This window comes from Lactobacillus leichmannii (assembly GCF_024701915.1).
GTDB lineage: Bacteria > Bacillota > Bacilli > Lactobacillales > Lactobacillaceae > Lactobacillus > Lactobacillus delbrueckii.
On sequence record NZ_QOCY01000057.1, the window covers coordinates 18,625 to 44,907 of the forward strand.

The 26,283-nt window shown below is 51.5% G+C and carries 19 protein-coding genes, 8 tRNA genes and 2 pseudogenes; 19 read left to right on the plus strand and 10 right to left on the minus strand.

What is annotated here, in order from left to right; all coding sequences use genetic code 11:
* Positions 1-58 precede the first annotated feature (58 nt).
* The 5 genes and pseudogenes from DS743_RS08895 (at position 59) to DS743_RS08915 (ending at position 5,410) form a co-directional block, all read left to right on the plus strand.
* Positions 59-131: transfer RNA gene (locus tag DS743_RS08895), tRNA-Thr, on the plus strand.
* Between the two features lie 575 nt (positions 132-706).
* On the plus strand, positions 707-1,234 hold the full coding sequence (locus DS743_RS08900) for a hypothetical protein (RefSeq protein ID WP_003615919.1): 528 nt from the start codon (positions 707-709) through the stop codon (positions 1,232-1,234).
* 258 nt (positions 1,235-1,492) lie between these two features.
* Positions 1,493-1,849 (plus strand): annotated as a pseudogene (locus DS743_RS08905) (glycogen/starch/alpha-glucan phosphorylase); the annotation flags it as partial.
* Between the two features lie 9 nt (positions 1,850-1,858).
* Positions 1,859-3,661 (plus strand): annotated as a pseudogene (locus DS743_RS08910) (glycoside hydrolase family 13 protein).
* Positions 3,662-3,688: 27 nt separating this feature from the next.
* Complete coding sequence (locus tag DS743_RS08915) at positions 3,689-5,410, plus strand: phospho-sugar mutase (protein WP_035185665.1); 1,722 nt, start codon at positions 3,689-3,691, stop codon at positions 5,408-5,410.
* 80 nt (positions 5,411-5,490) lie between these two features.
* Here DS743_RS08915 and DS743_RS08920 read toward each other — a convergent pair whose 3' ends face one another.
* Together DS743_RS08920 and DS743_RS08925 are read right to left on the minus strand one after the other, a co-directional pair.
* Complete coding sequence (locus DS743_RS08920) at positions 5,491-6,570, minus strand: 6-phosphofructokinase (RefSeq protein WP_035185663.1); 1,080 nt, start codon at positions 6,568-6,570, stop codon at positions 5,491-5,493.
* Positions 6,571-6,755: 185 nt separating this feature from the next.
* Positions 6,756-8,696 (minus strand): sucrose-specific PTS transporter subunit IIBC, encoded by a 1,941-nt coding sequence (locus DS743_RS08925; protein ID WP_072544307.1) that lies wholly within the window; start codon positions 8,694-8,696, stop codon positions 6,756-6,758.
* Positions 8,697-8,986: 290 nt separating this feature from the next.
* Between DS743_RS08925 and DS743_RS08930 the strand changes: the two genes are divergently transcribed.
* The 3 genes from DS743_RS08930 to DS743_RS08940 all read left to right on the plus strand — a co-directional run bounded on the left by DS743_RS08930 (position 8,987) and on the right by DS743_RS08940 (position 11,759).
* Positions 8,987-10,444, plus strand: a complete 1,458-nt coding sequence (locus tag DS743_RS08930) for a sucrose-6-phosphate hydrolase (protein WP_035185659.1) — start codon at positions 8,987-8,989, stop codon at positions 10,442-10,444.
* Between the two features lie 22 nt (positions 10,445-10,466).
* Positions 10,467-11,453: a LacI family DNA-binding transcriptional regulator gene (locus DS743_RS08935; protein ID WP_035185658.1), complete on the plus strand. Its 987-nt coding sequence runs from the start codon at positions 10,467-10,469 to the stop codon at positions 11,451-11,453.
* A 120-nt stretch (positions 11,454-11,573) separates the two neighbouring features.
* Positions 11,574-11,759, plus strand: a complete 186-nt coding sequence (locus DS743_RS08940; protein WP_035185657.1) for a hypothetical protein — start codon at positions 11,574-11,576, stop codon at positions 11,757-11,759.
* A gap of 199 nt (positions 11,760-11,958) precedes the next feature.
* Here the strand turns inward: DS743_RS08940 and DS743_RS08945 are convergent, their stop codons facing one another.
* Together DS743_RS08945 and DS743_RS08950 are read right to left on the minus strand one after the other, a co-directional pair.
* Positions 11,959-12,489, minus strand: coding sequence for a GNAT family N-acetyltransferase (locus tag DS743_RS08945; protein ID WP_035185655.1), 531 nt, complete (start codon positions 12,487-12,489; stop codon positions 11,959-11,961).
* Positions 12,490-12,602: 113 nt separating this feature from the next.
* Positions 12,603-12,691: transfer RNA gene (locus tag DS743_RS08950), tRNA-Leu, on the minus strand.
* Between the two features lie 151 nt (positions 12,692-12,842).
* Here DS743_RS08950 and DS743_RS08955 point away from each other — a divergent pair.
* Both DS743_RS08955 and DS743_RS08960 read left to right on the plus strand, forming a co-directional pair.
* Positions 12,843-12,914: transfer RNA gene (locus DS743_RS08955), tRNA-Glu, on the plus strand.
* A gap of 3 nt (positions 12,915-12,917) precedes the next feature.
* Positions 12,918-12,990 (plus strand) — tRNA-Val (locus tag DS743_RS08960).
* 105 nt (positions 12,991-13,095) lie between these two features.
* Here the strand turns inward: DS743_RS08960 and thrC are convergent.
* Positions 13,096-14,574 (minus strand): threonine synthase, encoded by a 1,479-nt coding sequence (gene thrC / locus DS743_RS08965; RefSeq protein ID WP_035185652.1) that lies wholly within the window; start codon positions 14,572-14,574, stop codon positions 13,096-13,098.
* A gap of 167 nt (positions 14,575-14,741) precedes the next feature.
* On the opposite strand from thrC, the gene thrB reads away from it, so the two are divergent.
* The 9 genes from thrB to DS743_RS09010 all read left to right on the plus strand — a co-directional run bounded on the left by thrB (position 14,742) and on the right by DS743_RS09010 (position 20,340).
* Positions 14,742-15,605, plus strand: coding sequence for a homoserine kinase (gene thrB / locus DS743_RS08970; protein WP_035185649.1), 864 nt, complete (start codon positions 14,742-14,744; stop codon positions 15,603-15,605).
* Between the two features lie 130 nt (positions 15,606-15,735).
* Positions 15,736-15,808, plus strand: a tRNA-Lys gene (locus DS743_RS08975).
* Positions 15,809-15,842: 34 nt separating this feature from the next.
* Positions 15,843-15,915 (plus strand) — tRNA-Lys (locus DS743_RS08980).
* A 33-nt stretch (positions 15,916-15,948) separates the two neighbouring features.
* A tRNA-Lys gene (locus tag DS743_RS08985) sits at positions 15,949-16,021 on the plus strand.
* Positions 16,022-16,054: 33 nt separating this feature from the next.
* Positions 16,055-16,127: transfer RNA gene (locus tag DS743_RS08990), tRNA-Lys, on the plus strand.
* Between the two features lie 271 nt (positions 16,128-16,398).
* The gene (apf, locus tag DS743_RS08995) at positions 16,399-17,202 is read left to right on the plus strand and encodes an aggregation-promoting factor (protein WP_035185648.1); all 804 of its coding nucleotides are present in this window, start codon (positions 16,399-16,401) and stop codon (positions 17,200-17,202) included.
* Between the two features lie 134 nt (positions 17,203-17,336).
* Entirely contained in the window at positions 17,337-18,230 is an 894-nt protein-coding gene (locus DS743_RS09000) for an SEC10/PgrA surface exclusion domain-containing protein (protein WP_035185646.1), read from the plus strand.
* A 298-nt stretch (positions 18,231-18,528) separates the two neighbouring features.
* Positions 18,529-19,896: an aspartate ammonia-lyase gene (locus DS743_RS09005; RefSeq protein ID WP_035185644.1), complete on the plus strand. Its 1,368-nt coding sequence runs from the start codon at positions 18,529-18,531 to the stop codon at positions 19,894-19,896.
* A gap of 207 nt (positions 19,897-20,103) precedes the next feature.
* Positions 20,104-20,340, plus strand: coding sequence for a DeoR family transcriptional regulator (locus tag DS743_RS09010; protein WP_231520476.1), 237 nt, complete (start codon positions 20,104-20,106; stop codon positions 20,338-20,340).
* Positions 20,341-20,416: 76 nt separating this feature from the next.
* On the opposite strand, the gene DS743_RS09015 is transcribed toward DS743_RS09010, so the two are convergent.
* The 5 genes from DS743_RS09015 to DS743_RS09035 form a co-directional block, all read right to left on the minus strand.
* Positions 20,417-21,787 carry an amino acid permease gene (locus DS743_RS09015; protein ID WP_035185642.1) on the minus strand — a complete coding sequence of 457 codons (1,371 nt, stop codon included), beginning with the start codon at positions 21,785-21,787 and terminating at the stop codon, positions 20,417-20,419.
* Between the two features lie 252 nt (positions 21,788-22,039).
* Complete coding sequence (gene pepV / locus DS743_RS09020; RefSeq protein WP_035185640.1) at positions 22,040-23,452, minus strand: dipeptidase PepV; 1,413 nt, start codon at positions 23,450-23,452, stop codon at positions 22,040-22,042.
* 145 nt (positions 23,453-23,597) lie between these two features.
* Entirely contained in the window at positions 23,598-24,353 is a 756-nt protein-coding gene (locus DS743_RS09025; RefSeq protein ID WP_003612513.1) for a MurR/RpiR family transcriptional regulator, read from the minus strand.
* Positions 24,354-24,435: 82 nt separating this feature from the next.
* Complete coding sequence (locus DS743_RS09030; RefSeq protein ID WP_035185639.1) at positions 24,436-25,176, minus strand: serine hydrolase; 741 nt, start codon at positions 25,174-25,176, stop codon at positions 24,436-24,438.
* Between the two features lies 1 nt (position 25,177).
* Positions 25,178-26,236 carry a dipeptide epimerase gene (locus tag DS743_RS09035; RefSeq protein ID WP_035185638.1) on the minus strand — a complete coding sequence of 353 codons (1,059 nt, stop codon included), beginning with the start codon at positions 26,234-26,236 and terminating at the stop codon, positions 25,178-25,180.
* Positions 26,237-26,283: the final 47 nt, after the last annotated feature.

The following is a 26,283-nucleotide window of genomic DNA, read 5'->3' on the forward strand; positions in this document are numbered from 1 at the left end:
GGCGAAAACTTTTTTGACAAAAGCAGATTGTTTGCTATAATGAAAGAGTTGATAAATTGCCAATTTAGCTCAGTTGGTAGAGCATCTCCCTCGTAAAGAGAAGGTCGTTGGTTCGATTCCAATAATTGGCACTCAGAGTATCAAAGAAGTCCGCTACAAGAACGCAGCGGACTTCTTTCACGCCAAAATTTGGCACGAAATGATTTTACCCTGGCATTTAGTGATGTTCTGATTTTTGCCCTTGTTGCTGGTTGATGACTGCTACTACTCAACTAATACTTGGCTGACCACCTGGCAGAATCTGCTAAAGGCGGGGCTTATGAGGAAACAGTCACCAAGGTTGCGGCAGGGATGCACAAGCAGTATAAATTCAAAGCTTGTGACCCGGGCAATTAGCAAGGCAGTAGATGCTTAAGCTAAATTGTCTCAGACCGGTGAAGCAAATGACAAGTTCCGTGCTCTGTCAGTCCTCGGCCTCGGCGTAATAGCCCTGACCGCCCTGCTTGGTCTCGCAATCGACAAGAAGCGCAAGAACTAGCCTCTTTCTTTAAAAAGCTAACCGCTTTTTAAGACATGATTCTTTTAACAAAGGATCATGTCTTTTTTTCGCCTTTTTCCTGTTTTTTCGCGGACTTTACACATTTAGGATTGACAAAAAGCCTTTAAAGCATAACTATGTAATTTAAGAAAGGGCAGGGTGATAAAAATGACCGACTACAACAATGAATACGACAACGACTACCTGGAAGATCTGGAGATTGACCCCAGTGAAATCCTGGACTATAGCATCTCTGAAAAACTTGCTGGCTTATGCGGGGAGGAAAAAGCTGCCTTCTGGCGCTCCTTCTACCAGCAGGCCCGGCAGCTGCACCGCCTCTTTATCACTAGTGCTGACCTCCGGGAAAACTTTGACGTCGATGTAATCTATAACCGCCGCAACCAAGACGCGGTCTACCAGGCCATCCCTGCTGGCTGTAAAAAAGAGGAAAGCAGCCTGCTTCTGCAAGGGGTGATCGATGACTACGCTTTCTCAGAAGACGACACCCTGGAAAGCCGCCAGTCCCTCTTTATCCCCGAGAACGAATCTACCTTCGTCTACGAGCTGAACACTGACGACGGCCTAATCAACCTCTTCGCCTTGACCTACCAGCAGAATAGCCACGCCCTGGATGCCCTCGGCTTTAACTTGAGGCACCGCCAGCAGATTCACCATGCCGGTGAACTTGATTACTAATTTATAGGAGGGAAAAATGCGTAAGGATCTAAAACTTTTCCAGCACGGCACCCTAGTCATGCTGGTCGCTGGCCTCTTTGACGGGACCATCGAAGCCTTATTCGGTGACGTCAAAACGCCCTTTGCCTGAGTCCACTTTGACCCAAAAAGTCCTGGCCAAAAGGTAAGCGGCTTCTCTTTGCCGGAACTTGAAGCCTATCTGAAAGGGCAGGGGATGGGGAATATTTTCTACGCCGTCAAACTCACCGGCCGCTTTGCCAAAATGAAGACCACTCCTACCACCCACGTGACCTCTATGAAAGCGACCCAGTCATGAAGAAGACGGTTGACGCCTTGATTGACGGGACGATTCCTGGCTGCGTCAGCGAAGGCCGGGCCTTGTACGACGACTTCCTGAAGGACAATGAAGAATTCCTGGTTCTGGCCGACTTTGAAGCCTACTTGAAGGCCCAGAAGCTGGTTGAAAAGGTTTGGGCAAACAAACGGCAATGGGCCCAGATGATCCTGGTCAACATCGCTCACTCTGAACGCTTTGACGCTGACAAGACCATTGAACGCTACGCCAGTGAAATCTGGCACCTGGACAAGGTGGAAGTGGACGCTGGAAAAGCGTAAGAGTGACTGATGAGAGCTATATTTAATTCTTGGGACACTAAATACAAGCAGCCCTTTGGCGCCACGCAGGCCAATACCAGCGTCAAGTGGGCGGTTGAAGTCGATGAAGAGATCCAGGAGATTACCCTCTGGCTGACTAAAAACAATGAGTCGCCGGTGGCTTACCCCATGACTTTCAACGATGAAAGCAAGATGTATGAGACCAGCGTCAAGATTAGCAGCTCCGGGCTCTACTATTACTACTTCAACATCAAGCAAAACGACCAGTTTTACTTCCTGGAAAGAAGCCAGGACGGTTTTGGCGACGGGGAGATCACCCAGGACGGCCGGGATATCCGGACCTTCCAGCTGACTTGCTATGACCGGGCGGTCCCGCAGGCTCCCTGGTACACCCAGGGGGTGGTCTACCAGATCTTCCCGGACCGCTTCAACAACGGCAACCCGCATGGGGAGATCCAGGGCCGCAAGAAGGACAGTTTCATCTACGCGACCAAGGAAGACAGTCCTTACTATATTAAGGATGGGCATGGCGATATAGCCCGCTGGGACTTTTTTGGCGGCAACCTCGAAGGTATCCGGCAAAAGATTCCCTATTTAAAGGATTTGGGAGTGACGGCCATCTACTTGAACCCGATCTTCCAGGCTTCCAGCAACCACCGCTATGACACCCAGGACTTCATGAAGATCGATCCCATGCTGGGGACCGAGGAGGACTTCAAGAACCTGATCAAGGACCTGCACAAAAACAGGATTGCCTTGATCTTAGACGGGGTCTTCAACCATGTCGGAGCCGACAGCAAGTACTTCTTGAGCGCGGTCACGGACAAGACGGGCTCTTACTACTCCTGGTTCAACTTCATCAACTATCCGACCAAGTACCAGTCCTGGTGGGGGGTAACCACGCTTCCTGAAGTCAACAAGAATAATGCTGACTACCAGAACTTCATCTGCGGGCCCGACGGCGTTTTAGCCAAGTGGACCCGGATGCATGTCGACGGCTGGCGCTTGGACGTGGCAGACGAACTCCCAATGCCGTTCTTGCGGGAAATCCGCGAGCGCCTGCAGAATGAAGACTGCCATGTCCTGATCGGGGAAGTATGGGAAGACGCCTCCCACAAGTTCGTCAACAGTGAATTCCGGACTTATATGGCCGGGGACAACTTAACCGGAACCATGAACTATCCGGTCCGCAACTTTATCGTTTCGCTCTTGCAGGCCAATAACGAAACGGAAGAAGTGGCCGCCATGAATGACCTGGAAAAGCTGGTTGAGAACTACCCTAAGGCCTTTCTGGAAAACTGCCTGAACAATATCGGCACCCACGATACGGCCAGAATCAAGACCGTCTTGGGGGGAGACGTGCAGCTGGTCGCTCTTGCCTTTGGCCTCTTGTTTTCTGTTCCCGGCGTTCCCTGCATCTATTATGGGGATGAAGCAGGCCTAGAAGGGGACAAGGACCCGGACAACCGCCGCTACTTCCCATGGGGCAAGGAAAGCGACTTTTTGGAAAAAGAAGTCAAGGAACTGGCCCACTAGCGGCGGGAAAACCGGGCACTAGTCGACGGGAAAGTTGGTTATGTCAAGATTGCTTATGGCATCAACGCCCTGGTCCGCTACAACCAAAGGGAACTGGTCATTTACTGCTACAACAAGACCGACCAGGATATGATCCTGGACGCGGGAAAATTTCAAACATATTGCCTGCCAGAGAAGATTGGAGAGCTGGTAAGTGATATACTGGATCAAGAAAGCGTAGCTCAGAAGGCTTATCTGTTGAAGACATTTAAGCTAGACAGGAATGAAAAAGAATAAAAAGGAATAAAAAGGAATATATCTAATATGGACGCAAAAGAAATTTTTGAACAATGGAAACAAGCTGCCCTGCCGGAAGACCTGGCTGAACAAATGGCTGAATTAGGCGGCGACGAAAAGTGGATCGAAGACGCCTTTGGCCAGGACATCAACTTTGGGACTGCCGGGATGCGGGGGCTCCTGGAACCAGGGACCAACCGGATCAACGTCTTCACGGTCGGCCGGGTAACTGAAGGTTTGGCCCGCTTGATCGACGAAAACGGCGAAGAAGCCAAGAAGCGGGGCGTGGTAATTTCCTTTGACTCTCGCTACAACTCACGCGAACTGGCTACTCATGCTGCCCGCGTTTTGGGGGCTCACGGCATTCACGTCTACCTCTTTGACGACCTACGTCCAACGCCGGAACTGTCCTTCGCTGTCCGCTACCTGCACACCTTTGCCGGGATCAACATCACTGCTTCCCACAACGCCAAGCAGTACAACGGCTACAAGGCTTACGGCGAAGACGGTGCCCAAATGGGGCCGGAAAACGCTGACCGCCTCTTTGTCTACGCGCAAAAGGTTGAAGATATCTTCAGCGTTAAGGCAGCTCCAGTCAAGAAGCTGCGCGCTGAAGGCACTTTGCAGCTGATCGGCGAAGATGTCGACGAAGCCTACCTGGCCAAGCTGGAAACGGTCAACGTCAACAAGGACATGATCAAGGAAAACGCCGACAAGCTGAAGATTGTTTACACTCCGCTGCACGGGACGGGTAAGATGCTTTACGACCGCGCCTTCAGACGGGGCGGCTTCAGCAACGTTGTTCCAGTGCCAAGCCAGGCGATTGTGGACCCAGAATTCCCGACTTGCAAGAAGCCTAACCCGGAATTCCGTGACGTCTTCAACCCAGGCGTGGAACTGGCCAACGAAATCGGCGCTGACATGATCGTGGCTACCGACCCGGACGCTGACCGGATGGGAGCCTGCGTAAGAACTGACAAGGGCGACTTCCAAGTTTTGACTGGGAACCAAATCGCTACTTTGATGTCTTACTACCTCCTGCAAAATTTGAAGGACTCAGGCAAGCTGACTCCGGACTACGAAATCGTTACTTCAATCGTATCCAGTGCCTTGCCATTCAAGATTGCCAAGGACTTCGGCATCAAGACCAAGTCAGTTCTGACTGGCTTCAAGTACATCGGTGAAGAAGTCGACCGGATGAACAGGGAAGGGGACGGCAAGTTCCTTATGGGGTTTGAAGAAAGCTACGGCTACCTCTTCCAAGCCTTCGCCCGCGACAAGGACGCCATGCAAGGGGCCTTGATGTTCGCCGAAGTTGCCAGCTACTACGCTTCCAAGGGCATGACTGTCTTTGACGGCCTGCAAGAAATCTGGAAGAAGTACGGCGTTGCCTACGAAATCACCCGGGCTATCGAAATGCCAGGGATCGGCGGGCAAAAGAAGATGGCTGAATTGATGAGCAAGCTGAGAGAAGAACACCTCAGTGAAATCAACGGGGCCAAGGTCTTGAAGATCGAAGACTACCAAGAACAAGTTACTGTCGAAAACGGCGAAGAAACTCCATTGACTGGCTTCCCGAAGTCAAACGTCTTGAAGTACTTCCTGGATGACGAAACTTGGGTAGCCCTGCGGCCATCTGGTACTGAACCAGTAATCAAGGCTTATGTCGGCGTTAACAAGGCTGACATCGCAACTGCTGAAAAGGCCGCTGAAAGCTACCAAGACGCTATCAGCGAATTGCTGAAGTAATTTTAAAACAACAAAGAAAGAAGCACCGCGAACGCGATGCTTCTTTTTTGTGCTTGTGTGCTGTTAAGAATTATAGGCTCTTACTTGTCCCCGAAGGTGACGCCCATGAGGCGGGCGTTGCTTACGGCCTTGCCGTTCGGGTCAACGTACTTGAGCTTGCCGGCCGTGTCTTCCAGGGCGATAGAGTCGACTTCACTGTGCTTCAAGACAACCAGGCGGCCGAAGGACCGGTTCATGATCAGGCGGGCGCCTTCAATCCCGAAGCGGGTTGAGATTTGCCGGTCGTAGGCATCTGGCCGGCCGCCCCGTTGAGCGTGGCCGATGACCGCCGTTCTGATTTCAGCGTCTGGCAAAACTTCCTGCAATTGGGCAGCGATTTCGTTAACCACGCTGGCCCCGTTTCTAGCGGCAACCTTAGCCTTGTACTTCTTCTTGGACAGGGTGGCGTCTTCCTTGGAAATTGCCCCTTCAGCGGCGGCAATGACCGTGAAGCCCTTGCCAGACTTTTGTCTTTTCTTGACCTTCTTGGCCACGACATTGATGTCGTAAGGAATTTCCGGCAAAAGGATAATGTCGCTGCCGGCAGCCAGGCCAGCGGCCAGGGTGATGTGGCCAACCTTGTGGCCCATGACTTCGACGACGAAGACCCGGGAGTGGCTTCGAGCAGTAGTGTGGATTTCATCCAGGTATCTGGTGGCAATATCAACGGCGCTTTGGAAACCGAAGGTGTAGTCAGTTCCCCAAGTGTCGTTGTCGATGGTCTTTGGCAGGCCGATCACGTTCAAGCCTTCTTGGGCCAGCATGTTGGCTGACTTAAGTGACCCGTTGCCGCCCAAAACAGCCAAAGCGTCCAGGTTGAGCTTCTTGTAGGTCTTCTTCATGGCAGCTACCTTGTCAAAGCCGTCAACGATGACCCGCATTTCCTTGAATGGCTGGCGGGAAGTGCCCAGAATCGTCCCGCCTTCGTTGATGATGCCGGAGAAGTCCCGCGGCTTCATCTTGACGTAGTCTTCATGCATCAAGCCGTAGTAGCCCCGCTTGAAACCGATGATTTCCACGTCATCGACACAGTTGTAAAGGGTCTTGGCCAATCCCCGCATGGTCGCGTTGAGCGCCTGGCAGTCGCCGCCGCTCGTCAAAATACCAACTCGTAAAGTCATGCTTAAATTCCTCCCCGTGCTAAACAGTTCTCTAAAATTCGTCTTAATTTAAATCTTAGTCGTGTACCTGCCAAGATGCAAGCAGATTTTTAAATCTAATTGAAAAAAACATGAATATATTGTCAAATGAAAATTAGTAAAGGAAAAGCAGCCCGGGCAGGGCTGCTTCATGGTAGTAGTTTTGATTAGTAAGCAGTTAAAGCAATCAAGTTGTCGCCGTGCTTGACGTCAGTTGCTTCAACCCGGGCCACTTCATTGTATGAAGGGGTGTTGGTGATGACAACCATGACAGTGGTATCGTAGCCGGCAGCCTTGACGGCATCCAGGTCGACTTCGCCGATCTTGTCGCCCTTTTCAATGTGCTGGCCTTGAGTGACCAGGGACTTGAAGTGCTGGCCGTTCAAGTTGACCGTGTCCAGACCGATGTGGATCAGGACTTCGGCACCGTCGTCAGACTTAAGCCCGTAAGCGTGGCCAGTCTTGTAAGCAACGGAAACAGTACCGGTAACTGGAGCGTAGACATTGCCGTCACTAGGAATGATGGCTGCCCCGTTACCCATGAGTTTTTGGGAGAAGACTTCGTCATTTACGGCTGATAGGTCTTCAGAAATGCCGTCTACAGGTGCCAGAACTACTTCGTCTTCCAAACCAGCAGTCTTGGCAGCTTCAACTTGTTGTTCATCTTCAACTTCAGTTGAAGCGCTGAAGCCAGTTTCGCCTTCAACGCTGGCAACTTCTTCCTTCAAGTGGCCCTTGCCCCAGAAGAAAGTCAAGGCGAAGGCAATAGCGAAGGAAACAAGTTCACAGACAACGTACATTGGGATGGTCTTCGGGTAGATGGACAGGAAGCCCAGGAAACCGGCAGAACCAAGGGATGCGGCTTCAACGTGCAGGAGACCTGCAAGGGCTGAAGCAACACCGGACCCGATCAGGGCGCAGAAGAATGGGAAGCGGTACTTCAAGTTAACCCCGAAGAGAGCTGGTTCGGTGATCCCCAGGAGGGCAGAAACACCGGCTGATGAAGACAGACCCTTCATCTTTTCGTTCTTAGTCAAGAACCAGATAGCGAAGGTTGCGGCACCTTGAGCAACGTTGGCCATGGAAGCAACAACGAAGATAAAGTCGCCCGCACCCTTGCCGGCAGCGAAGGCAGCCAGCAATTGGGTTTCGATGGCCGGGAAGCTTTGGTGCAAACCAGTCATAACGATGGCTGAGTAGCAAAGACCGAACAGACCCATGCCGATGAAGCCAGCAGTGTCGTACAGCCATACGAAGCCGTTGGTGATCCAGTTAGAAACGGTCTGCATCACTGGCCCGACGATGGCGAAAGTCAGGAAGCCAGTGATCATGATTGACAGAAGCGGGGTGAAAGTAAAGTCAACCGCGCTTGGCAGGGCCTTGTGCAGCTTCTTTTCCAAGAAGGCTAAGATCCAGATAGCTGCCAGGACTGCAATAACTTGGTATTGGTAGTTGGTTTGCGCTACGTGCAAGCCGAAGATGTTCCAGTAGTGAGTTGCACCAGCCAGCTGCGGGGTGGTCATGATCAAGCCCATTGCAGCCCCGAGGAATTGGTTGGCGCCGAACCGCTTAGCGGCGGAAATACCGACCAGAACCGGCAGGAACATGAATGGGGCAGCTGACATCAGTTGGATCATGTCAGACAGGCCCTTGATGGCTGGGTTGATTTGGACCAGGGACTTAGGCCCGAACAGGCCAGGACTGGTAAAGAAGTTGTTCAAGGCCATCAGCAAACCACCCGCAACCAGGGCTGGGATGATTGGCACGAAGATGTCACTCAAAAGCTTGATGAAGGCCATGACAGGGTTAACCTTCTTGCCGCTGGCGGCGATCTTCTTCAAGTCGTCGGTAGAAACTTCGGACAGGCCGGTTTGCTTGATCAATTCGTTGTAGACGTTGTCAACGTCACCAGGCCCGATGATAACTTGGTATTGGCCGTCAGTCTTGAAGGTACCCTTAACGTCGGGATCCTTGTCCAAGGCTGCTTGGTCGATCTTGGTATCGTCTTTTAAGACTAAACGCAGACGAGTCGCACAGTGGGCAGCGGCTACCAGGTTGTCTTCACCTACGGCAGCGATCACCCGCTTGGCAACTGCATTGTAATTCATTGCCACGAGAAACACTCTCCTTATTTTCTGAAAACGCTTTTCTTTAATTCACTTAACAATAATATCGGTTTCTGGCAAATGTGTCAATCGTTTTACAGAGAATATTTTATAAAAGTTCTGTTAACTCAAAAAGAGCCTGTTAACCGTTTGACATGTTAGCGCTTCAACCCTAAAATAGAAGATGATAAAAGCTTAATTATCCAGATGTTTTTTTGCCTGGGAACAATCTGGCAAATAAAGATAAAAGGTTACTAAAGAAGAGATTAGTGATTAAGCGGAGGTTGCTTAATATGGAATGGACAAGAGAAAAAAGATATCTTCCTTATGAGAAATGGGATGTCAAGACTTTGCTTGAGCTGCAGAGCCAGGCAGCCCGGTCAGACTACCAATTGCACTACCACATCCGGCCAACTTCTGGTTTATTGAACGACCCTAACGGCTTTTCCTACTATAATGGCCGCTGGCAGGTCTTCTACCAGGCTTACCCATTTGGGGCAGTGCATGGTTTGAAGTCCTGGGTGCACTTGACCAGTTCCGACCTGGTTCACTGGGAAAACCTGGGCGAAGCTGTTTATCCTGACACCCCGCTGGACAGCCATGGGGCCTATTCCGGTTCAGCCAAGGCAATTGGCGACAAGCTTTTTCTGATGTACACGGGCAATGTCCGCGACGAAAACTGGGTTCGCCATTCTTACCAGGTTGGGGCCTGGATGGACGAAGAGGGAAAGGTGACTAAGCTGGAGACGCCTCTGATCAACTCACCAGAGCATGTGACTGAGCACTTCCGTGACCCGCAGATTTTAGAGCACGATGGCAAGTACTACGCTATTCTGGGTGCCCAGGACAAGGAGACCAAGGCCGGCAAGATCAGCCTTTACAAGGCAGATGCTGTAACGGGTCCATGGCAGGACCTGGGCTATGTTGACCTGCCAGACATGGGCTACATGGTTGAATGCCCGAACCTGGTCTTTGTTGACGGCAAGCCGGTCTTCATCTTCTGCCCGCAGGGTTTGGACAAGAACGTGACCGACTACCAGAATGTCTACCCGAACATGTACTGGGTTGGGGAAAGCTTTGACTTTGAAACCGGCCACTTCGAGACCAAGCAGAAGGCCCCGATCAACCTGGACGGGGGCTTTGACGTCTACGCTACTCAGGCCTTCAACGCGCCAGATGGCTATGCTTACGCCATCAGCTGGGTTGGCCTGCCGGATATGACTTACCCAAGTGATAAGGAAGGCTGGGCTAACTGCTTGAGCCAGGTCAAGCGCTTGTCTTTAAAGCACGGCCGCTTGCTTCAAAAGCCGGTCAAGGCCATGAAGAGCCTGAGAGGAGTCGAAGAAGACTTCACAGGTGACCTGGCCTTTGATGTTGGCGCGCAAAGCGAACTGAAGCTGACTATTAAGCAGGGGCAGAAGGGCAAGCTGCTTTTGGCGGCAGACAGTGAAGGTAAGAACTGCATCAAGCTCAGCTTCAAGACCGGCAAGCACGCCCGCTTAATGGTTGACCGGGGTGAATGCGGCCAGGCCGTGAACCCGGACTACGGGACTAGCCGGACGGTGAAATTGCCAGCCGGGGAAGACCTGGACCTGCGGATCTTTGTGGACCACTCCCTCTTTGAAATTTTTGTTAATGGCGGCGAAGAAGTCATTACGGGGAGATTCTTCCCTCAAAATGGACAAACGTTTGTTAAGATGGATAGCGGTGTTGACTACCAGGCCAAGACTTGGCGGTTAAAGGATATGTAGGAGAGCAGAAGAGGGGATGACGATGAGGCCAAAATTAACTGATGTAGCGGAGAAGGCTGGCTGCTCGCCGACGACTGTCTCGCGGGTGATCAACAACTACGGCTACATCAGCCAGAAGACCAGGGACCGGGTGTACGCGGCCATGCGGGAGCTGAACTACCAGCCCAACACCCTGGCCCGGTCTTTGCAGGGCAAGCAGACCAAGATGATTGGGGTGATCATGCCCAGCATCACCAATCCCTTCTTCGCGGAACTGGTCGCGGCAATTGAAGACAAGCTGGAAGCGGACGGCTACAAGATGCTGCTCTGCGACGTCGGCCAGGACAGCAATAAAGAGCGACGCTATCTGCGGATGCTGGAGGCCAACCAGGTCGACGGGATCATCGCAGGTTCGCACAACCTGGGGATTGAAGAATACCAGCGCCATGGCCTGCCGATCGTTTCCTTTGACCGGGACCTGTCTGACCAGGTGCCGATCGTGACCAGTGACAACTACCAGGGCGGCTGCCTGGCTACCCAAGCCTTGGTTGACGCGGGATGCGGGCATGTCTACTTTGTCGGCAATCTGGTTAAAACCGGCAACCCGACCTCCCGCCGCTTTGACGGCTACGCGGACACGGTGGCCGCGGCGGGATTGACGGTACACACGGCCCGGTCAGCCTTTTACGAGTCTCCGGCGGCTAAGGCGCGAGAACTCCGGGAGCTCTTGACCAGCGGGCGGAAGATCGACGGGGTCTTTTGCTCAGACGATCTGACGGCCATCCTGCTCTTAAAAGAAGCCAGGAAGCTGGGGATCAGGGTGCCGGAGGACTTGAAAATCGTTGGCTTTGACGGGACCCAGCTGGTCCAGAACTACGTGCCGGAATTAGCGACGGTAGTCCAGCCGGTTCCAGACCTGGCCGGGACCTTGGTCAAGCTGCTCTATGAGCGGATCGCGGACCCGGAAAAGAAGCTGGCCCAAAACAGCTACCTGCTCCCGGTCAAGCTGCTGAGAAACCAGACTGTTTAAGCATCTCCTGCGGGGGGTGCTTTTCCTGTCTTTGCCAGGATAATCTGTATTTTTCCCGAAAAGCGCTTATAATAGAATTAGGAAGCAATTTTTAGTTAAAAGAAAGCTAAGGTGACAAGCATGGAGAAGAAGAAAAGCGCTTGGCTGTTCATTCTGGCTTTTAGCCTGATCGGCCTCCTGGTCTACGGGGCGGAAATTGCCTATGCTTTTATGAAGGACCGCAACAAGAAGATGGAATACAGCTTCGATGAAGAAGAGGCGGAAGATCCGCAGGAAATGGAAGCTGACTACAAGAATCAAGAATAGTGCTAACTGCTGAATAAAGCGGAAGAAATTGGGCCTGGCTTTGCCGGGCCAATTTTGTCCTGGGTCTTCATGGCTTTGGTCATGCTGATGTGGTTTATCCCGGACCAGCGGGCCAAGGAGTGGCGGGAAAAAATAAGAATCAAGAACAGAAAAAAGAGTAAAGAAAAAAACCACAAGCCAGGCTTGTGGATTTTTGTTGTTATAAGGCTAATTCAAGCAGGTCGACCTTGCAGTCTCCGATGTCGTCGTAGTAGACAGTTTCCTGGCTGACAAAGCGCCAGCCGTTCTTTTCATAGAGGCGGCGGGCAGGAACGTTGCCATCCATGCTGTCTAAGCGGATGGATTTACAGCCGAGCTTTTTGGCCTGGTCCTTGATAAAGGTCAAAAGGACAGAGGACAGGCCCTGCCGGCGGAAGGATGGGTGGACCCCGTAGAGGTGGAGGACGGCGATTTCGTTATCTTCAGCTGGGGTTGGCCAGGTAAATTTGCTGTAAAGAGGGTCATTACCCACAGTCAAGATGCCGGCTGAGGCGATCTTGCCGTCCTTGATGCCAACCACGGCCCGCTTTTGTGCAATTGCTTCCGCGATGTCTTTTTCGCTTGGGTAGATCCCCCAGTGCCAGTCGGCCCCGAACTGGTCGTCTTTTTGGTGGGCGCAGATGTCCTGGTAGAACTGGCAGAGGGCAGCCAAGTCAGCTTCCGTTGCCAAGCGGCAGTTTAATTCAGTCATGCTTTTTTTACCTTAAATTGTTTTTTGTTTTTTGCTTATCACTCTGAGAATATTCTAGCAAAAAAAGCTGGCGAAGAACAAAAAAGGAACTGGGTAAACCAGTTCCTTTCGCTTGGTGCGGACGAGAAGACTTGAACTTCCACGACCAAAAGCGGTCACAAGATCCTTAGTCTTGCGCGTCTGCCAATTCCGCCACGCCCGCAAGCACATCTATTAGTATAGCAAAGGCAGGGAAAAGTGCAAGTGCTTTTTGCAAATAAAAATAATAAGTTTTTTGCCCTAATCCCTTGCTTTTTCTTCTGGATCGGGTATACTAGTAGTCGTGCCTTGCAAAAAGGCTAAGCAAAATAAATGGCCCGTTGGTCAAGTGGTTAAGACACCGCCCTTTCACGGCGGTAACATGGGTTCAAATCCCGTACGGGTCATATGGAGGATTAGCTCAGCTGGGAGAGCATCTGCCTTACAAGCAGAGGGTCACAGGTTCGAGCCCTGTATCCTCCATTTTTTATTTTGAATTTCTTTTTATTTTCAATTACGTGGCAAAAGCAGCTCAGGAGTAAATCCTCAGCTGCTTTTTTCTTTATCTATTCTCTTTTTTAGCAAAAATCAGTCCAGATCTAGCTGCCGCTTGACTTCGTCTGCCATGTTATCAGCCGGGATGACGATTTCCCGGGAGCTGTGGCCTAAGAAGGCCTCCATGGCTTTTGGGGCGGGGCCAGTTAAGTCAGTCAGTTCCTTAAGGGCTGGCAGGCCTTTTTCTTTAACATTTTGCCCGCTGATGGCGTGGTAGACGGTTTCCGGGAACTTGTAAGGGCTGGCAGTAGAGAGGACGACAGTTGGTTTATCGTCTTCTTCCTTAAAGCGCTTGGCAGCTAAAGAAGCAACAGCCGTGTGCGGGTCGATGACATAGCCGCTCTCTTCGTAAACCCGCTTGATTTCGCCTTCGATTTCTTCTGGAGTGGCGTAGTCGGCCCAGAAGCTGGAAAGCTTCTTTTGCATGTCTTCTGGCAATTGGTATTCGCCCTTTGTATTCAGCTGCTCCATCAAAGACTTGACTGTGGCCGGGTCCTGGCAGAGGTCAAAGAGCAGGCGCTCCAGGTTGCTGGAGACCAGGATGTCCATGGATGGGGAGTTGGTCACGTAGAAGTCCCGCTTCTTGTCATACTTGCCCGTCTTGAAAAAGTCGGTCAAGACATTGTTCTTGTTGGAAGCGCAGATCAGGCGGCCGACTGGCAGGCCCAGTTTTTGAGCATAATAGCCGGCCAGAATGTCGCCGAAATTGCCAGTTGGCACGGAGAAATTGACGGGATCGCCGAAGGCAATGGCTTCTTGGTCCAGCAGCTGCTTGTAGGCAGCGAAGTAGTAGACGACCTGGGGCAAGAGGCGGCCAACATTCATGGAGTTGGCGCTGGAGAAGGTCAAATCGTGGTCAGCCAGCAAACTGTTCATGTCCGAGTCGTTAAAAATCTGCTTGACCCTGGTCTGGGCCTGGTCAAAGTTGCCCTCAACCGCTACAGCCACGGTGTTGTCGCTGTTTTCGCTCAGCATCTGCTTGAGCTGGATCGGGGCCACCCCTTGGTAAGGGTAAAAGACGATGACCCGGGTTTTGGCTAAGGACTGGAAGCCCCGCATGGCGGCGGTCCCGGTGTCCCCGGAAGTCGCGGTCAAAATCACGATCCCCCTGTGGTCGTCTGAGTTTTCCAAGGCTGTCTTCATCAAGCGGGGCAGGCACTGCAAGGCCACGTCCTTAAAGGCCAGGGTTGGCCCGTGGAAGAGCTCAAGGTAGTAATTGCCGGCCTTCTTATCAGTCAGCGGGGCGATCCGGTCGTCATCCCATTGCTGGCCGTAGGCGCCTTTAACAATCTCTGCCAGCTGCTCTGCACTGTAGTCAGTCAAGAAGAGGGCCAGGATCTTTTTAGCCATATCCTGGTAAGGCAGGGCAAAAATTTCTTTTAAGGCAGCGGCTGAAAATGGAGCCGGAAATTCTTTAGGCACGAAAAGGCCGCCATCTGGGGACAGGCCTTGGACGATTGCCTGGGCAACGGTAACTTCCTGCCCCTGGCTGCGGGTACTGCGGTAAATCATAAATCCTCCCTAAAAGTCAGATGCGTGATCTGTAAACTAGTAACGATGGTTGAAAAAAGATTTTTTCCTTTATGGCTAATTATAACGGGGAAATCATTTTTCTAAAAGGGAAAACATGATAAAATGATTAAAAAACTAGCGATTGCCAATTATTGAGGTGAAATAGCGTGAAAATCAAAGTTCCAGCATCCAGCGCCAACCTGGGCCCGGGTTTCGACTCCATCGGGGTGGCCATTTCCTTGTACCTAACCATTGAAGTAATCGGGGAGAGCGACCACTGGCAGGTAGACCATAACTTAGGGGACCTGCCAAGCGGGAAAGACAATATGATCGTCCAGGCGGCTTTAAGCGTCAAGCCGGATTTAACCCCCCAGCACCTGCGGGTGGAATCAGACATCCCCCTGGCTCATGGCCTGGGCTCTAGTTCCAGCGCCATCGTGGGCGGGATTGAACTGGCCGACCAATTGGGGCAACTCAACCTGGCTCCCCATGAAAAAATCGAAATCGCGGCCCAACTGGAAGGGCACCCGGACAATGTAGCCCCGACCATTCTGGGCAGCCTGGTTGTCGGCTGCAAGGTCAACGGCCACTTTACAGCCGTCAAAGCCCCGGTACCGCCTTTTGCCATGATCGCCTACATCCCGGCCTATAACTTAAAGACCAGCGATGCCCGGGCCGTTTTGCCCAAGCAGCTTTCCTTTAAAGAGGCGGTTCAGGCCAGTGCCGTGGCCAACACGGCGGTAGCGGCCCTTTTTGCCCAGGATTATGAAAAGGCCGGGGAGTTAATGGAGGCTGACCTCTTCCATGAGCGCTACAGAAGCAAATTGGTGCCGGAACTGGAGATCATCCGCAATGTCGGCCATGAGCATGGGGCGGTAGCGACCTACCTGTCAGGAGCCGGCCCGACCATTATGAGCCTGGTTGACCCCCAGCATATCAGCGACTTTGTCGACGCGGTCAGAGAGGCGGGCTTAAAGGATGAAATCCGCCGGCTGGAAGTTGCCCCGCGGGGTGCTTTTTGGCAGAAATAAGGAAGAAAAGGGCGGGCTGGACAGGAAAAGGAAGTTTTTGAGCAAAAATCTTGCCAAAAGGCTTGCATTCCTGTCGCATTTCTGTATAATAAATAAATGTCGGTTGACGAAAGTCAGCCGCAGCCCACTTGGGTCGTTAGCTCAGCTGGCAGAGCACCGGACTCTTAATCCGGGTGTCCAGGGTTCGATCCCCTGACGACCCATCGCGCTTCGGCGCTAGTTAAATAAACCCAATTTGGGTCGTTAGCTCAGCTGGCAGAGCACCGGACTCTTAATCCGGGTGTCCAGGGTTCGATCCCCTGACGCCCCATCGCGCTTCGGCGTCAATTAAATAACCCCATTTGGGTCGTTAGCTCAGCTGGCAGAGCACCGGACTCTTAATCCGGGTGTCCAGGGTTCGATCCCCTGACGACCCATCGCGCTTCGGCGTCAATTAAATAAACCCATTTGGGTCGTTAGCTCAGCTGGCAGAGCACCGGACTCTTAATCCGGGTGTCCAGGGTTCGATCCCCTGACGACCCATCGCGAGACATCATGCGTGTGCATGATGTCTTTTTTGCTTTTAGGCAAATATTTCAAGGCAGTTAAGGGCGGGTGAAATATTACAAATGTTACAAAAAATGTCTTCCCTGTAATCTCTTCTTAACTGGACCGTTACTTTTTTGCTATGGTTTTGAAATTTGGCCCTGTTAACATATAGACTGTCAAATGACATAAGAGTAGCAAGAAGGAATTTGCCAAAGGAGAAGTAACTTGGCAGATGAGAGCTTGCGACAAGAAAAGGAGAATTTTTTTGAACATCAAATCTAACGTACTTAAATCAGTATTTGCTGCAGGCTTGGCTTTGACTGGCGTGGCAGCGATCGGCTTAGGCACGAACGGTCAAGCAGACGCGGCAACCATCGGTGACAGCGTAACGGTTGACTACATTGATGGACAATCAATTGCAACTTGGTCAAATTACTACACTGCTACGGTTACCGGTTCCGTTAAGGACGGCAGCTCATGGAAGGTAGTTAAGACTGCCCGCGACGCTTCAGGTGAAAAGTGGTACAAGATCGGCAACCGCCAATGGATCATGGCCAAGTACACCACTGAAGCAGCAACTGCTTCAAACAGCACTTACAACGCGAATACTACCAGCACTAACACTGCTACCAGCACGACCAGTTCAACTACTGGCTACACTACGAGCTACAGCTCATCAGCAAATAACTACGGCTACGGCTCAAACTATAACTACAGCTACAGCGCGAATACTGGCTCAGCCAACACTTCCAGCTACAGCGCAAGCACGACCAGTTCAAGCACTTCTGCTTCAACTTCAACTGCTTCCGCAAGCACTTCCAGCTCAACTTCAACTTCTTCATCATCATCTGAAGAAGCAGCTAAGGCTTGGATCGCAAGCAAGGAAAGCGGCGGCTCATACACTGCCTCAAACGGTAACTACTACGGCAAGTACCAATTGAGCTTGAGCTACTTGAATGGTGACACTTCTGCCGCCAACCAGGAAAAGGTTGCCAACAGCTACGTTCAAAGCCGGTATGGTTCATGGACTGCAGCTAAGGCCTTCTGGCAAGCTAATGGCTGGTACTAATCAGCTGCTGGTCAAAGATGGTTCCTTTCGGGGAACCGTCTTTTTCTTTGCCTTTTTGTGGAGAAAAGAGCTGCTAAACAAGGTATAATAAAAGAGATGGGATAGGATTTGAATTGAGAAACAGAGGTTCAAAGATGAAGAAATTTTTCGTAAGCGCGGCAGCCGTTTTGGCAATCGGGACGGCTTTCGCGGCTAGCCAGGTAAGACCAGTTGCAGCCAGCAGCCGGCAGGCGGTTTTTACCCTGCCTAAGGGCTATACTAAGGCCAACTTGAAGAAGGCCTACTGGTACTCCAACTTGCCTAAGAGCCAGCAGAAGAAGTGGCTGAAAAACAAGAAGAACGCGGCTTGGCTGAAGAAGTGGCGGAAGATCAACGTTAAGGGGATGCAGGCCAATACTTTTGACCAAAGTTCCTGGTCAGAGTCCAGCAAGGACAACAAGACCATTGTTAAATTGACCAATGGCCACTTGAATACCAGTCAGTCCAAGACTCTGGCAACCTACTCCCTCCGCTTGATCAACCAGGCCCGGGCCAAGCTGGGCCTGAAGAAGTGGAAGTACAGCAAGGGGACCCAGAAGCTGGCCTTGGAAATTTCCAAGGAATACGTGGCAAACAAGAAGACCATCGCCACTGGCCACTATGTGCCAGGGATCGTCCGGGCCACTAACCGGGTTGGCTTGAAATTGCCAGGCAACTACAACTATGTCGAAGACATGGCCGGCTTTAAGGACGGCAGTCAGGTGACCATGACGGCTATGAAGAAGGACATCTACTTTGGCTTGAAGACCATGATGTTTGGCTACCGCTATGCTAACCAGAGCAAGGTCAAGCAGCTGAGCCAGTACACGGAATGGGAGCACGCCGGGGACCTCATGAATACCCAGGGCGGCAAGTATGACGGCGACTGGGACTACTACGGCTTTAACGTTTCCTACACTAACGGCACTTACTCCCTGCACTATATCGGAGTGCCAGCCCACCTTAAGTGGGCCTACGGCGGCGCCTACTGGGGCAGCTTTAAGGCTTAGGGAAGAATAGACAAAAGAATAATGTGTAAAGAGGCTAAGCAATCAGCCTCTTTTTTCGTGCTGTTTTATTGGAGCATGATCTGTTTTATATCTTTTGGCCAATAACTGGTCTAAGTTTTTCAGCTTTGCATGTTAAATTTTCTCCTCAAAAGAAGTTAATAATCTAATTTTTGTAAGCCTTTTCTAAAAAGACGGCAAAGAAAAGGGGGAATGGTCTTAACATTGGTCTAATTTTCAACTATAGTATTGGCCATAGAAAGAAATCAAAAAAAGAAGTAAAAAAACGAGGCAAAAACAGATGAAAGCAGCAAGCAGATTAGAAGCAGATTCAATTGGCAGTCTTGAAGTCCCGACAGCCGCCTACTACGGGGTCCAGGCTGAACGGGCCAGACGGAATTTTGAAATTACGCACTTAAAGATGAGTCCAGTTTTTCTGAGCAACCTGGCCTTGATCAAAAAGGCAGCTGCCAGCGTAAACTTTGAAATTGGTCTACTCACTAAGCCGCAGGCTGACGCGATTAAAACTGCTTGCGATGAAGTGATTGCCGGCAAATTCGCGGAAGATTTCATCGTCGACCCAATCCAAGGCGGGGCCGGGACTAGCGCTAACATGAACATGAACGAGGTTATTGCTAACCGGGCAAACGAGCTTTTAGGCGGCAAGCGGGGGACTTACGACCTGGTTCACCCTAACGACCAGGTCAACATGGCCCAGTCTACCAACGACACCATTCCAACGGCTGGCAAGATGACCACCATCCTGCTCAGTGAAAAGCTGGTCGCCAGCCTGGACAAGTTGGAAGCTTCTCTGCGGATCAAGGCAGATGAATTCTCTGACGTGATCAAGATGGGGCGAACCCAGCTGCAAGACGCGGTGCCGATGACCTTAGGTGACAGCTTTGCCGGCTACGCTTCAATGGTCAGCCGCTTAAAGAAGCGGCTGGAAAAAGCCGTCATGGAAATGCACGAGATCAACCTAGGGGCAACGGCGATCGGGACCGGGATCAACGCTTCCCAATACTACAAAGACCACATCGCCGGGCAGTTGAGCAAGCTCTTTGGCTTTGAACTCAAGCAGGCCGACGACCTCTTTGACGCTACGGAAAACCTGGACTCCTTCGTGGAAGTGTCTGGTGCCCTTAAGGCCTGCGCCATCAGCCTGTCCAAGATGTCCAACGACCTCCGTCTTTTGTCTTCCGGACCGCGTTGCGGTTTCGCTGAAATCAACCTGCCGGCCAAGCAAAACGGGTCTTCCATCATGCCGGGCAAGGTCAACCCGGTTATCCCGGAAGTCGTCAGCCAGGTGGCCTTTCTGGTCTGCGGCCACGACACCACCATCACCATGGCGGCAGAAGCCGGGCAACTGGAACTGAACGCTTTTGAGCCAGTTGTCTTCTACCAGCTTTTCGAATCTTTTACGGCTTTGACTGGGGCAGTCGATACTTTGGTAGAAAACTGCATTACGGGCATCACCGCCAACAAGGGCCGCTGCAAGCAGCTCAAGGAAGGCAGCGTCGGCATCGCCACTGTTCTTTGCCCATACCTGGGCTACCAGCTCTCAGCCAAGATCGCCAAGCGGGCCCTTAAGGAAAAGCGCAGCGTCCGGGAACTGGTCCTGGAAAGTCACTTGATGAGTGAAGAAAAGCTGGACGGTTTATTAGGATAGTTTTTTTAAAGTGATCATGCTAGTCAATTTAGGCTGAGAAAGAGTCTGGGGACAGTACAGGTTTCCTCTGTACCGGCTTTTTTTGTGTGAGTTTCTGCTAAAAATAAGCGTTATGGATCCGTTAAAAAGACCCTGGCAGATGTTAAATTGTGTTTTAAAGCGAACACAGTTAAGTATGGAAAAGCAAGAAAGAGATGGCTGACCAAAGTGCTAAAAAGAGAACGGCTTGACCAAGTCATGAATATGGTTACTGAGCAATATTACATAGCAGTCGCGGATTTAGCCAAGAGCCTGCAGGTTTCAGAAATGACGATCCACCGCGACTTCTACAAGTTTTACAGTTTGTATGACATCGATGAACTGGTCACCAATTCCCAAGTTTCCGCAGATGTCCTGAAATATTACCAGCAATATAATTCGGTGCGGACAAATATTGAAGCATAAAAAAGGCGTTGACAGAAAAATCTGTCAACGCTTTTTAGCTTGTTTAACTTTAATTGCTTAAACTCGGATGGGCACTTCAATGCTTTTCGCTGAGCCAGCACCAGCCCCCAAAGAGAAGGGCCCAGCTGGCGGCCAGACTTGCCCCGAAGACATCAGCCGGAATAAAGAAGAGGCTGAAGAAGATGACCAGGAAGAAGGCGATGGTCAAAGGACTGGAGAGCTTGTAAAAAGGCATCTTGAAGCCGGCAGCTATGAAATCGCTGGATTCCCGGTACTTGCGGTGGGCCAGCAGGGCCAGAACATAAACCAGGATGTACATGTCACTCGTTGCCCCGGCCACCGTGCCAAAAACTTCAATAGCCGTGCTGGAGAAGCTCATGATTGGCGCGATCAGCATTAAGGCAACGGAGATCACGATCCCCGCGGCTGGCACGCCATTTGCTGAAATCTTGGCGAAGTGCTTTTTCAAAAAGGAATCCTTAGGCGCTTCTTCAGCCAACTGGAAGAAGTGGCGGCCAGCTGAAAAGATCCCGGAGTTAAGAGAAGAAGCCGCAGCGGTCAATACGACGAAGTTGAAGACTGAAGCAACAGCATTAAAGCCGGCGATCTTGAAGACCTGGACGAAAGGACTTGTCCCGCTGGTAATTTTTCCCCAAGGGATGACGCACATGATTACGGCTAAAGTAGCGATGTAGAAAAGAAGGATCCGGAGCAGGGTTTCGTTGACGGCCTTCTTGATGACCTTCTTCGGGTTCTTGGCCTCGCCAATGGTAATCGTCACGAATTCAATCCCGGCAAAAGAGAAGAAGACCATCGGGAAAGCGGTGAAGAAGGCATACTTGCCTTTTGGCAAAAGGGAGAAGCTGCCGGTGAAGTTGCTGAGGCTGGCGTGACCAACCGGAGTTTTAGCATTCGCGGCAACCATGATGATCCCGGTTACGACCAAGGAGATGATGGCGATGATCTTGATCATGGCAAACCAGAATTCAGTTTCGCCAAAAAGCTTGGCCGCCGTCAAGTTGAGCAGGGTCAAGAGGCCTAAGACGCTAACTTCAATCAGCCAGGCGGGCAGGCCGGGCAGCCAGTACTGGACATAGGTTGAAACGGCCGTCAGCTCCGCCATGCAGGCAAAGAGGATGCCGATCCAGTAGGTCCAGCCGGCAAAGCGGCCAGCCGCCTCACCCAGGTATCTGGTGATGAAGGAGACGAAGGTGTGGCTGTTGGAGTCAAAATATAACATCTCTCCTAAGGCCCGCAAGAGGAAGAAGAAAAAGAGGCCCATGATGGCGTAGATAAAAATAACTGAGGGACCAGTGGCGGAAATCGTGGTCCCGGCCCCCAAGAATAGGCCAGTACCGATCGTGCCGCCAATGGCAATCATCTGCACGTGCCGGTTGGACAAGGAGCGGATAGTCCCGTCCGTGTTTTCAATGCTGCGGTCTTCCATAAAGCAAGTCCTTCCTACTAAAGCAACTAGAAAAAACAAAAGTAAAATTAAAATAAAATAAGAATTTATGGTTTTATAATATAGGATTCAGTCTTTTTTGTAAAGATAAAAGCCTTTAAGAAAGGGCAAAAAAAGCAGGTTGTCAAAATAAAATTAATTTGACAACCTGCTAAAGCTAAAAATGTTTTGTTTTGACCGGGTTAGACTAAAGAAAATTAAGTCACCCTGAGTAATTACCTTTTTGGCTTTTTCTTATAGCTCTTCGTCCTTGGTCAATTCGTAGATGGCTTCAGCGTAGATAGCGATGGACAGGATCAAATCGTCCAGCATCATGAATTCGTTGGCGGCGTGCATAACCATTGGGCCGTTTTCCGGCTGGGCCCCGAAGGCAACCCCGCGCTCAAAGAGGCGGCCGTAAGTCCCGCCGCCGATTACGACTTCGTGGCCCGGCTTGCCGGTTTGCTTTTCGTAAACCTTGAGCAAAGTCTGCACCATTGGGTCGCTGCCTGGCACGTAGTGCGGTTCTTCAAAGCCGTTGTAAGTGACATCCAGGATGCCGCTGAACTTGTCCATAACCTGCTTGATCATGGTGTCCGGGTCAGTCCCTTGCGGGTAGCGGACATTGTTCAAGAGGCTGGCCTTGCCGGCGTGTTCGTAGTCGAACATGGACGGGCTGCTGGCCAGATCGCCCATCAGATCATCGTGGTGGAAGATGCCCAGCTTCTTGCCATAGAAGTCTTCGTGTTCCACTTCAGCCAGGAAGTGGAGGAAGTTCTTGTCCCGGCCGGCAAAAGCGTATTGGTCCAGGAAGAGGGCCAGGAAGGTTGCTGAGTTCTTGCCGACTTGCGGAGCTGAAGCGTGGGCCCCTTGGCCGATCAAGACGATATCGGCGCTTTCGTCATTAATTTCAAATGATCCGTCCAATTCCTTGTCTGCCAAAAAGCTTTCGTAAGCCAATTTAACAGCTTCCAGGTCAGGTCCAGAGATAGTAGCCCGGGTAACCTGCGGAGTCACGTTAGTGGCAATCCCGGCCTTGAACTTGTCTAAAACATAGTCGCCCTTAGTATCATCGTTCTTGAAGCTGAATTCCAGGGTGAAGATCCCTTGTTCACCATTGATGATCGGGTATTCAGCGTCTGGTGAGAAGACGATGTCTGGAGTCGGTTCGTGCTTCAAGTAGTAGTCGATCCCGACCCAGTTGGTTTCTTCGTTGGTCCCTAAGACGAAGTCGATCTTCTTCTTTGGCTTAAAGCCAGCTTCCTTGAGCAAAAGCATTCCGTAGTAGGCAGCTAAGCTTGGCCCCTTGTCGTCAGCGCTGCCCCGGCCGTAGATCCGGCCTTCGTCATCAATTTCCATCTTGAAGGGGTCCCGGGTCCAGCCTTCACCAGCTGGCACTACGTCCATGTGGCCGATGATGCCCAGGCGCTTGTCGCCTGCACCGAAGTTGACCCGGCCGGCGTAGTTGGCGAAGTTTTCAGTGTCAAAGCCGTCCCGCTTGGCAAAGCTGAGGAACTTGGTCATGGCGTCAACCGGACCCTTGCCAACTGGGTATTCTTCCGTGGCGTTTTCCAGGTCTTCGGAAGAGTCAATGGCGATCAATTCGCTCAAGTCCTTTAAGATCGCGTCCTTCTTGGCTTCCGCCAGTTCTTTAAAGTTTAAGTCCATCTTTTTCTCCTAATGTTTATTTTCAATGCCTGCTGTTTTTTGAAATTAGTTACAAAAAGTAACTAACCACCTAAATAAAATTCTATCAATCTTCGCCAGCCCTGGCAAACAAGACGCCAAGCAAAAAAGCCGCCTTCCGGCAGCTTTAGCGGCGGTATTTAGTTGCCGCGATATCAATCACTCTTTCAGTAAAGACCACCGGGATCGACTGGGGGTCGACTGGCAGGCCCTGGGCCAGGTTCTTGCCCGGCAGGACGATGACCTTCTTAAAGTACTTCTTCAAAGGCGTGTCCGGGTTCATGGTGACCAGGTAGCTGTGCTTGAAGTGGGAAATCGACTTGGGCAAGGGCGATGAGCCAAAAAGTTTGGAGATCCCTGAAACTGAATAAAAGACCGCTGTGGAGTTCTCATCGCTTAGCGGGAAGAGGTGCTCGCCAGCCGCCAGGTTGTCCCCAAAGTAGGTCGACTTGCCCAGATCCCGCATCCCCATGCTAAGCAGCCTGGCCGGCAGTTCAGAATAGTAGATCCCGAAAATAAAGTTGGTCGAGCTGGTCGCCAGGACTTCCGCCAATTCTTCCGCGTCCTTTTCATTTGCTGTCCAGACCCGGTTGATAGCGTCATGGTAGTCATCCAGGTATTCGCTGCTTGAAACCGCCGCCTCCTGGCTCTCTTGCTTCTTGATGTAGGTCAGCAGCTGGAACTTGAATTCTTTAAAGCCGGAATAGCCCATCTTCTGGCAGAAGCGCTGAACGGAAGCCAGGGAAGTTCCCGCTTCTTCAGCCAGGTGGTTGATGGTCAGCGACTCAACATTGGTCAAGTCGGAGGTCATTCTCTTCATGATTTTCCGGTCAGATTTGGAGAGCTCAGAAGTCTCAACCGTGAAAAAATTGGTAATGTCCATTTATATCCCTACTTTTGATAAATTTGCTTTAATTTTATCACAATAGTGATAAAAATAGCTAGCCGTCCAAAAAGAATATACTTTATTTCCCAGTCAAGTCCTGGTAGGCCAGTTTCCCGACCGCGTTCTGGGCCAAAAGGATCTGCTCGCGCTCTTCCAGGCCCGTGTAATGGCTCATGAAGCAGATGTCATAGTAACTGTCTCCGGCAAAAATCCGGGCCGCGTCATGCTCCGTGTCTTCCAGTTCCCCGGTCTTGCTGTAAGAGCAGCCCTCGGGCAGGTCCTGGAGGAGCTTGTTAACGGACTCCTGGTAAAAGAGGGCCTTCTGGCAGACCTGGCCAAAAGGAGACGGGTCAGCTAAGAGCCGCTCTAAGAGCTCCAGGGCAGTTTCAGCGGAAAGGTAGTTTTCCCGGTCAGTCACTTCCATCAAGTACCGGCCCAGGTGAAGATGGGCAAATTCCGCTTCAAACCAGGCGGCCATCTTGGCAAAGCCGATAAAATCGATCAAAAAGTTAGTGGCCGTGTTGTCTGAGTCCGACAGCATCAAGTCCAGAATGTCCCGCAGCAGCCAGTCCCTTTGGGCCAGGTGGCAGAGCATCCCGCCTTCAACGATCTTGTCTTCCGGGACATGGACCATCTGGCTTAAGTCCTGCGGGTGGGCCTGGTAGTAGCAGGCTACGGCCAGCTTGATTAGGCTGGCTGACTTGAATTCTTCCCCGGCTAAGGGGCTGGCGTAGAGGACACCGGTCTTGTCTTTGATTAAAAGGGCAGTTTTGCCTGGCAGGGGAGCCAGGATGTCAGCAATCTTCTTAAAATCCAGCATTTTATCTCACCACGATATTGTCGCCAACGCATTCGGCGTAACTATTCAAATCCGGGTCCTGGTCGACCATGAAGATGGCATCTAGGTCGGCAAAAATCGTATTCGGGTTGGCCCGGTAGAAGGCGCAGGCTGCCGCCAAAGACTCAATTGACTCAATCATGCTGCCGACCATGGTTGGCACCCCCCGGCTTTCGGCTAAGTCATTGATCTTCTGGGCTTCAGACAAGCCGCCCGTCTTCATCAGCTTGATGTTGATGTAGTCGCAGGCTCCTTTTTCTAAAACTCTTTGGGCATCCTCGTAGCTTTCCACGGATTCATCCGCCATGATCGGGTAAGGGGAGTGGCGGGTCAAGTAAGCCATGGTGTCCAGGTCCCAGGCCGGGACTGGCTGCTCGATAAAGTCGATCAAAAGGCCCTGCTTGTGCCAGTATTCTGCTGCCTGCATGGTCTGCCGGACATCCCAGGCCTGGTTCATGTCTAAGCGCAGGTGAACCATGGGCCCCGCCGCGTAGGCCAGGTCTTCGACCAGCTTGATATTCCGCTTTAAGTGGCCGGCCCCCAATTTCAGTTTAAGGGTCTTGAAGCCCTGGTCGACCATTTTCTGGGCGTCAGCGATCATCTGCTCGGCCTTGCCAATGCTGATGGTGTAGTCGGTCTCCACGCTGCCGTCCTTGCCGCCTAAGAGCTGGGAGAGGGTGAGGCCAAAAAGCTTGGCCCGGCTATTGTAGAGGGCGATTTCGACCGCGGCCTTGGCCGGGGCATTGTGGACGATGGAAGTCTTGACCGTGTTTAAAAGTTCCTTCCAGTCGGTCAGGTTCTTGCCCAAGACGAGAGGCTTGATCGTTTCTTCAATAACGGCCCGGGCGCTGGACAAGCTGTCCCCGGTCACTTTTTCATTAGGGGTGCAGGTACCGACACCCGTTACTCCGTTAGCCAGTCGGACCGTCACCCGGACGGCGTTGACGGCGTCAACCCGGTGCAGGGCCGTGACGAAGGGCTGCTTTAAGGGAATCTGCTTAATGTCGACCTGCAGGTCTGCAATTGCCAATTGTTCAGCCATTTTTTCCTCCTTGTTTATTTTCCTGTTTCTTTATTTTTCTTTTTTCT

What these genes read in the sequence shown, in the direction of transcription:
- DS743_RS08900 (WP_003615919.1), top strand. Translation starts at nt 707, where the DNA reads ATGACCGACTACAACAATGAATACGACAACGACTACCTGGAAGATCTG.
- DS743_RS08915 (WP_035185665.1), top strand. Translation starts at nt 3,689, where the DNA reads ATGGACGCAAAAGAAATTTTTGAACAATGGAAACAAGCTGCCCTGCCG.
- DS743_RS08920 (WP_035185663.1), bottom strand. Translation starts at nt 6,570, where the DNA reads ATGACTTTACGAGTTGGTATTTTGACGAGCGGCGGCGACTGCCAGGCG.
- DS743_RS08925 (WP_072544307.1), bottom strand. Translation starts at nt 8,696, where the DNA reads ATGAATTACAATGCAGTTGCCAAGCGGGTGATCGCTGCCGTAGGTGAA.
- DS743_RS08930 (WP_035185659.1), top strand. Translation starts at nt 8,987, where the DNA reads ATGGAATGGACAAGAGAAAAAAGATATCTTCCTTATGAGAAATGGGAT.
- DS743_RS08935 (WP_035185658.1), top strand. Translation starts at nt 10,467, where the DNA reads ATGAGGCCAAAATTAACTGATGTAGCGGAGAAGGCTGGCTGCTCGCCG.
- DS743_RS08940 (WP_035185657.1), top strand. Translation starts at nt 11,574, where the DNA reads ATGGAGAAGAAGAAAAGCGCTTGGCTGTTCATTCTGGCTTTTAGCCTG.
- DS743_RS08945 (WP_035185655.1), bottom strand. Translation starts at nt 12,489, where the DNA reads ATGACTGAATTAAACTGCCGCTTGGCAACGGAAGCTGACTTGGCTGCC.
- thrC (WP_035185652.1), bottom strand. Translation starts at nt 14,574, where the DNA reads ATGATTTACCGCAGTACCCGCAGCCAGGGGCAGGAAGTTACCGTTGCC.
- DS743_RS09000 (WP_035185646.1), top strand. Translation starts at nt 17,337, where the DNA reads ATGAAGAAATTTTTCGTAAGCGCGGCAGCCGTTTTGGCAATCGGGACG.
- DS743_RS09005 (WP_035185644.1), top strand. Translation starts at nt 18,529, where the DNA reads ATGAAAGCAGCAAGCAGATTAGAAGCAGATTCAATTGGCAGTCTTGAA.
- DS743_RS09015 (WP_035185642.1), bottom strand. Translation starts at nt 21,787, where the DNA reads ATGGAAGACCGCAGCATTGAAAACACGGACGGGACTATCCGCTCCTTG.
- pepV (WP_035185640.1), bottom strand. Translation starts at nt 23,452, where the DNA reads ATGGACTTAAACTTTAAAGAACTGGCGGAAGCCAAGAAGGACGCGATC.
- DS743_RS09025 (WP_003612513.1), bottom strand. Translation starts at nt 24,353, where the DNA reads ATGGACATTACCAATTTTTTCACGGTTGAGACTTCTGAGCTCTCCAAA.
- DS743_RS09030 (WP_035185639.1), bottom strand. Translation starts at nt 25,176, where the DNA reads ATGCTGGATTTTAAGAAGATTGCTGACATCCTGGCTCCCCTGCCAGGC.
- DS743_RS09035 (WP_035185638.1), bottom strand. Translation starts at nt 26,236, where the DNA reads ATGGCTGAACAATTGGCAATTGCAGACCTGCAGGTCGACATTAAGCAG.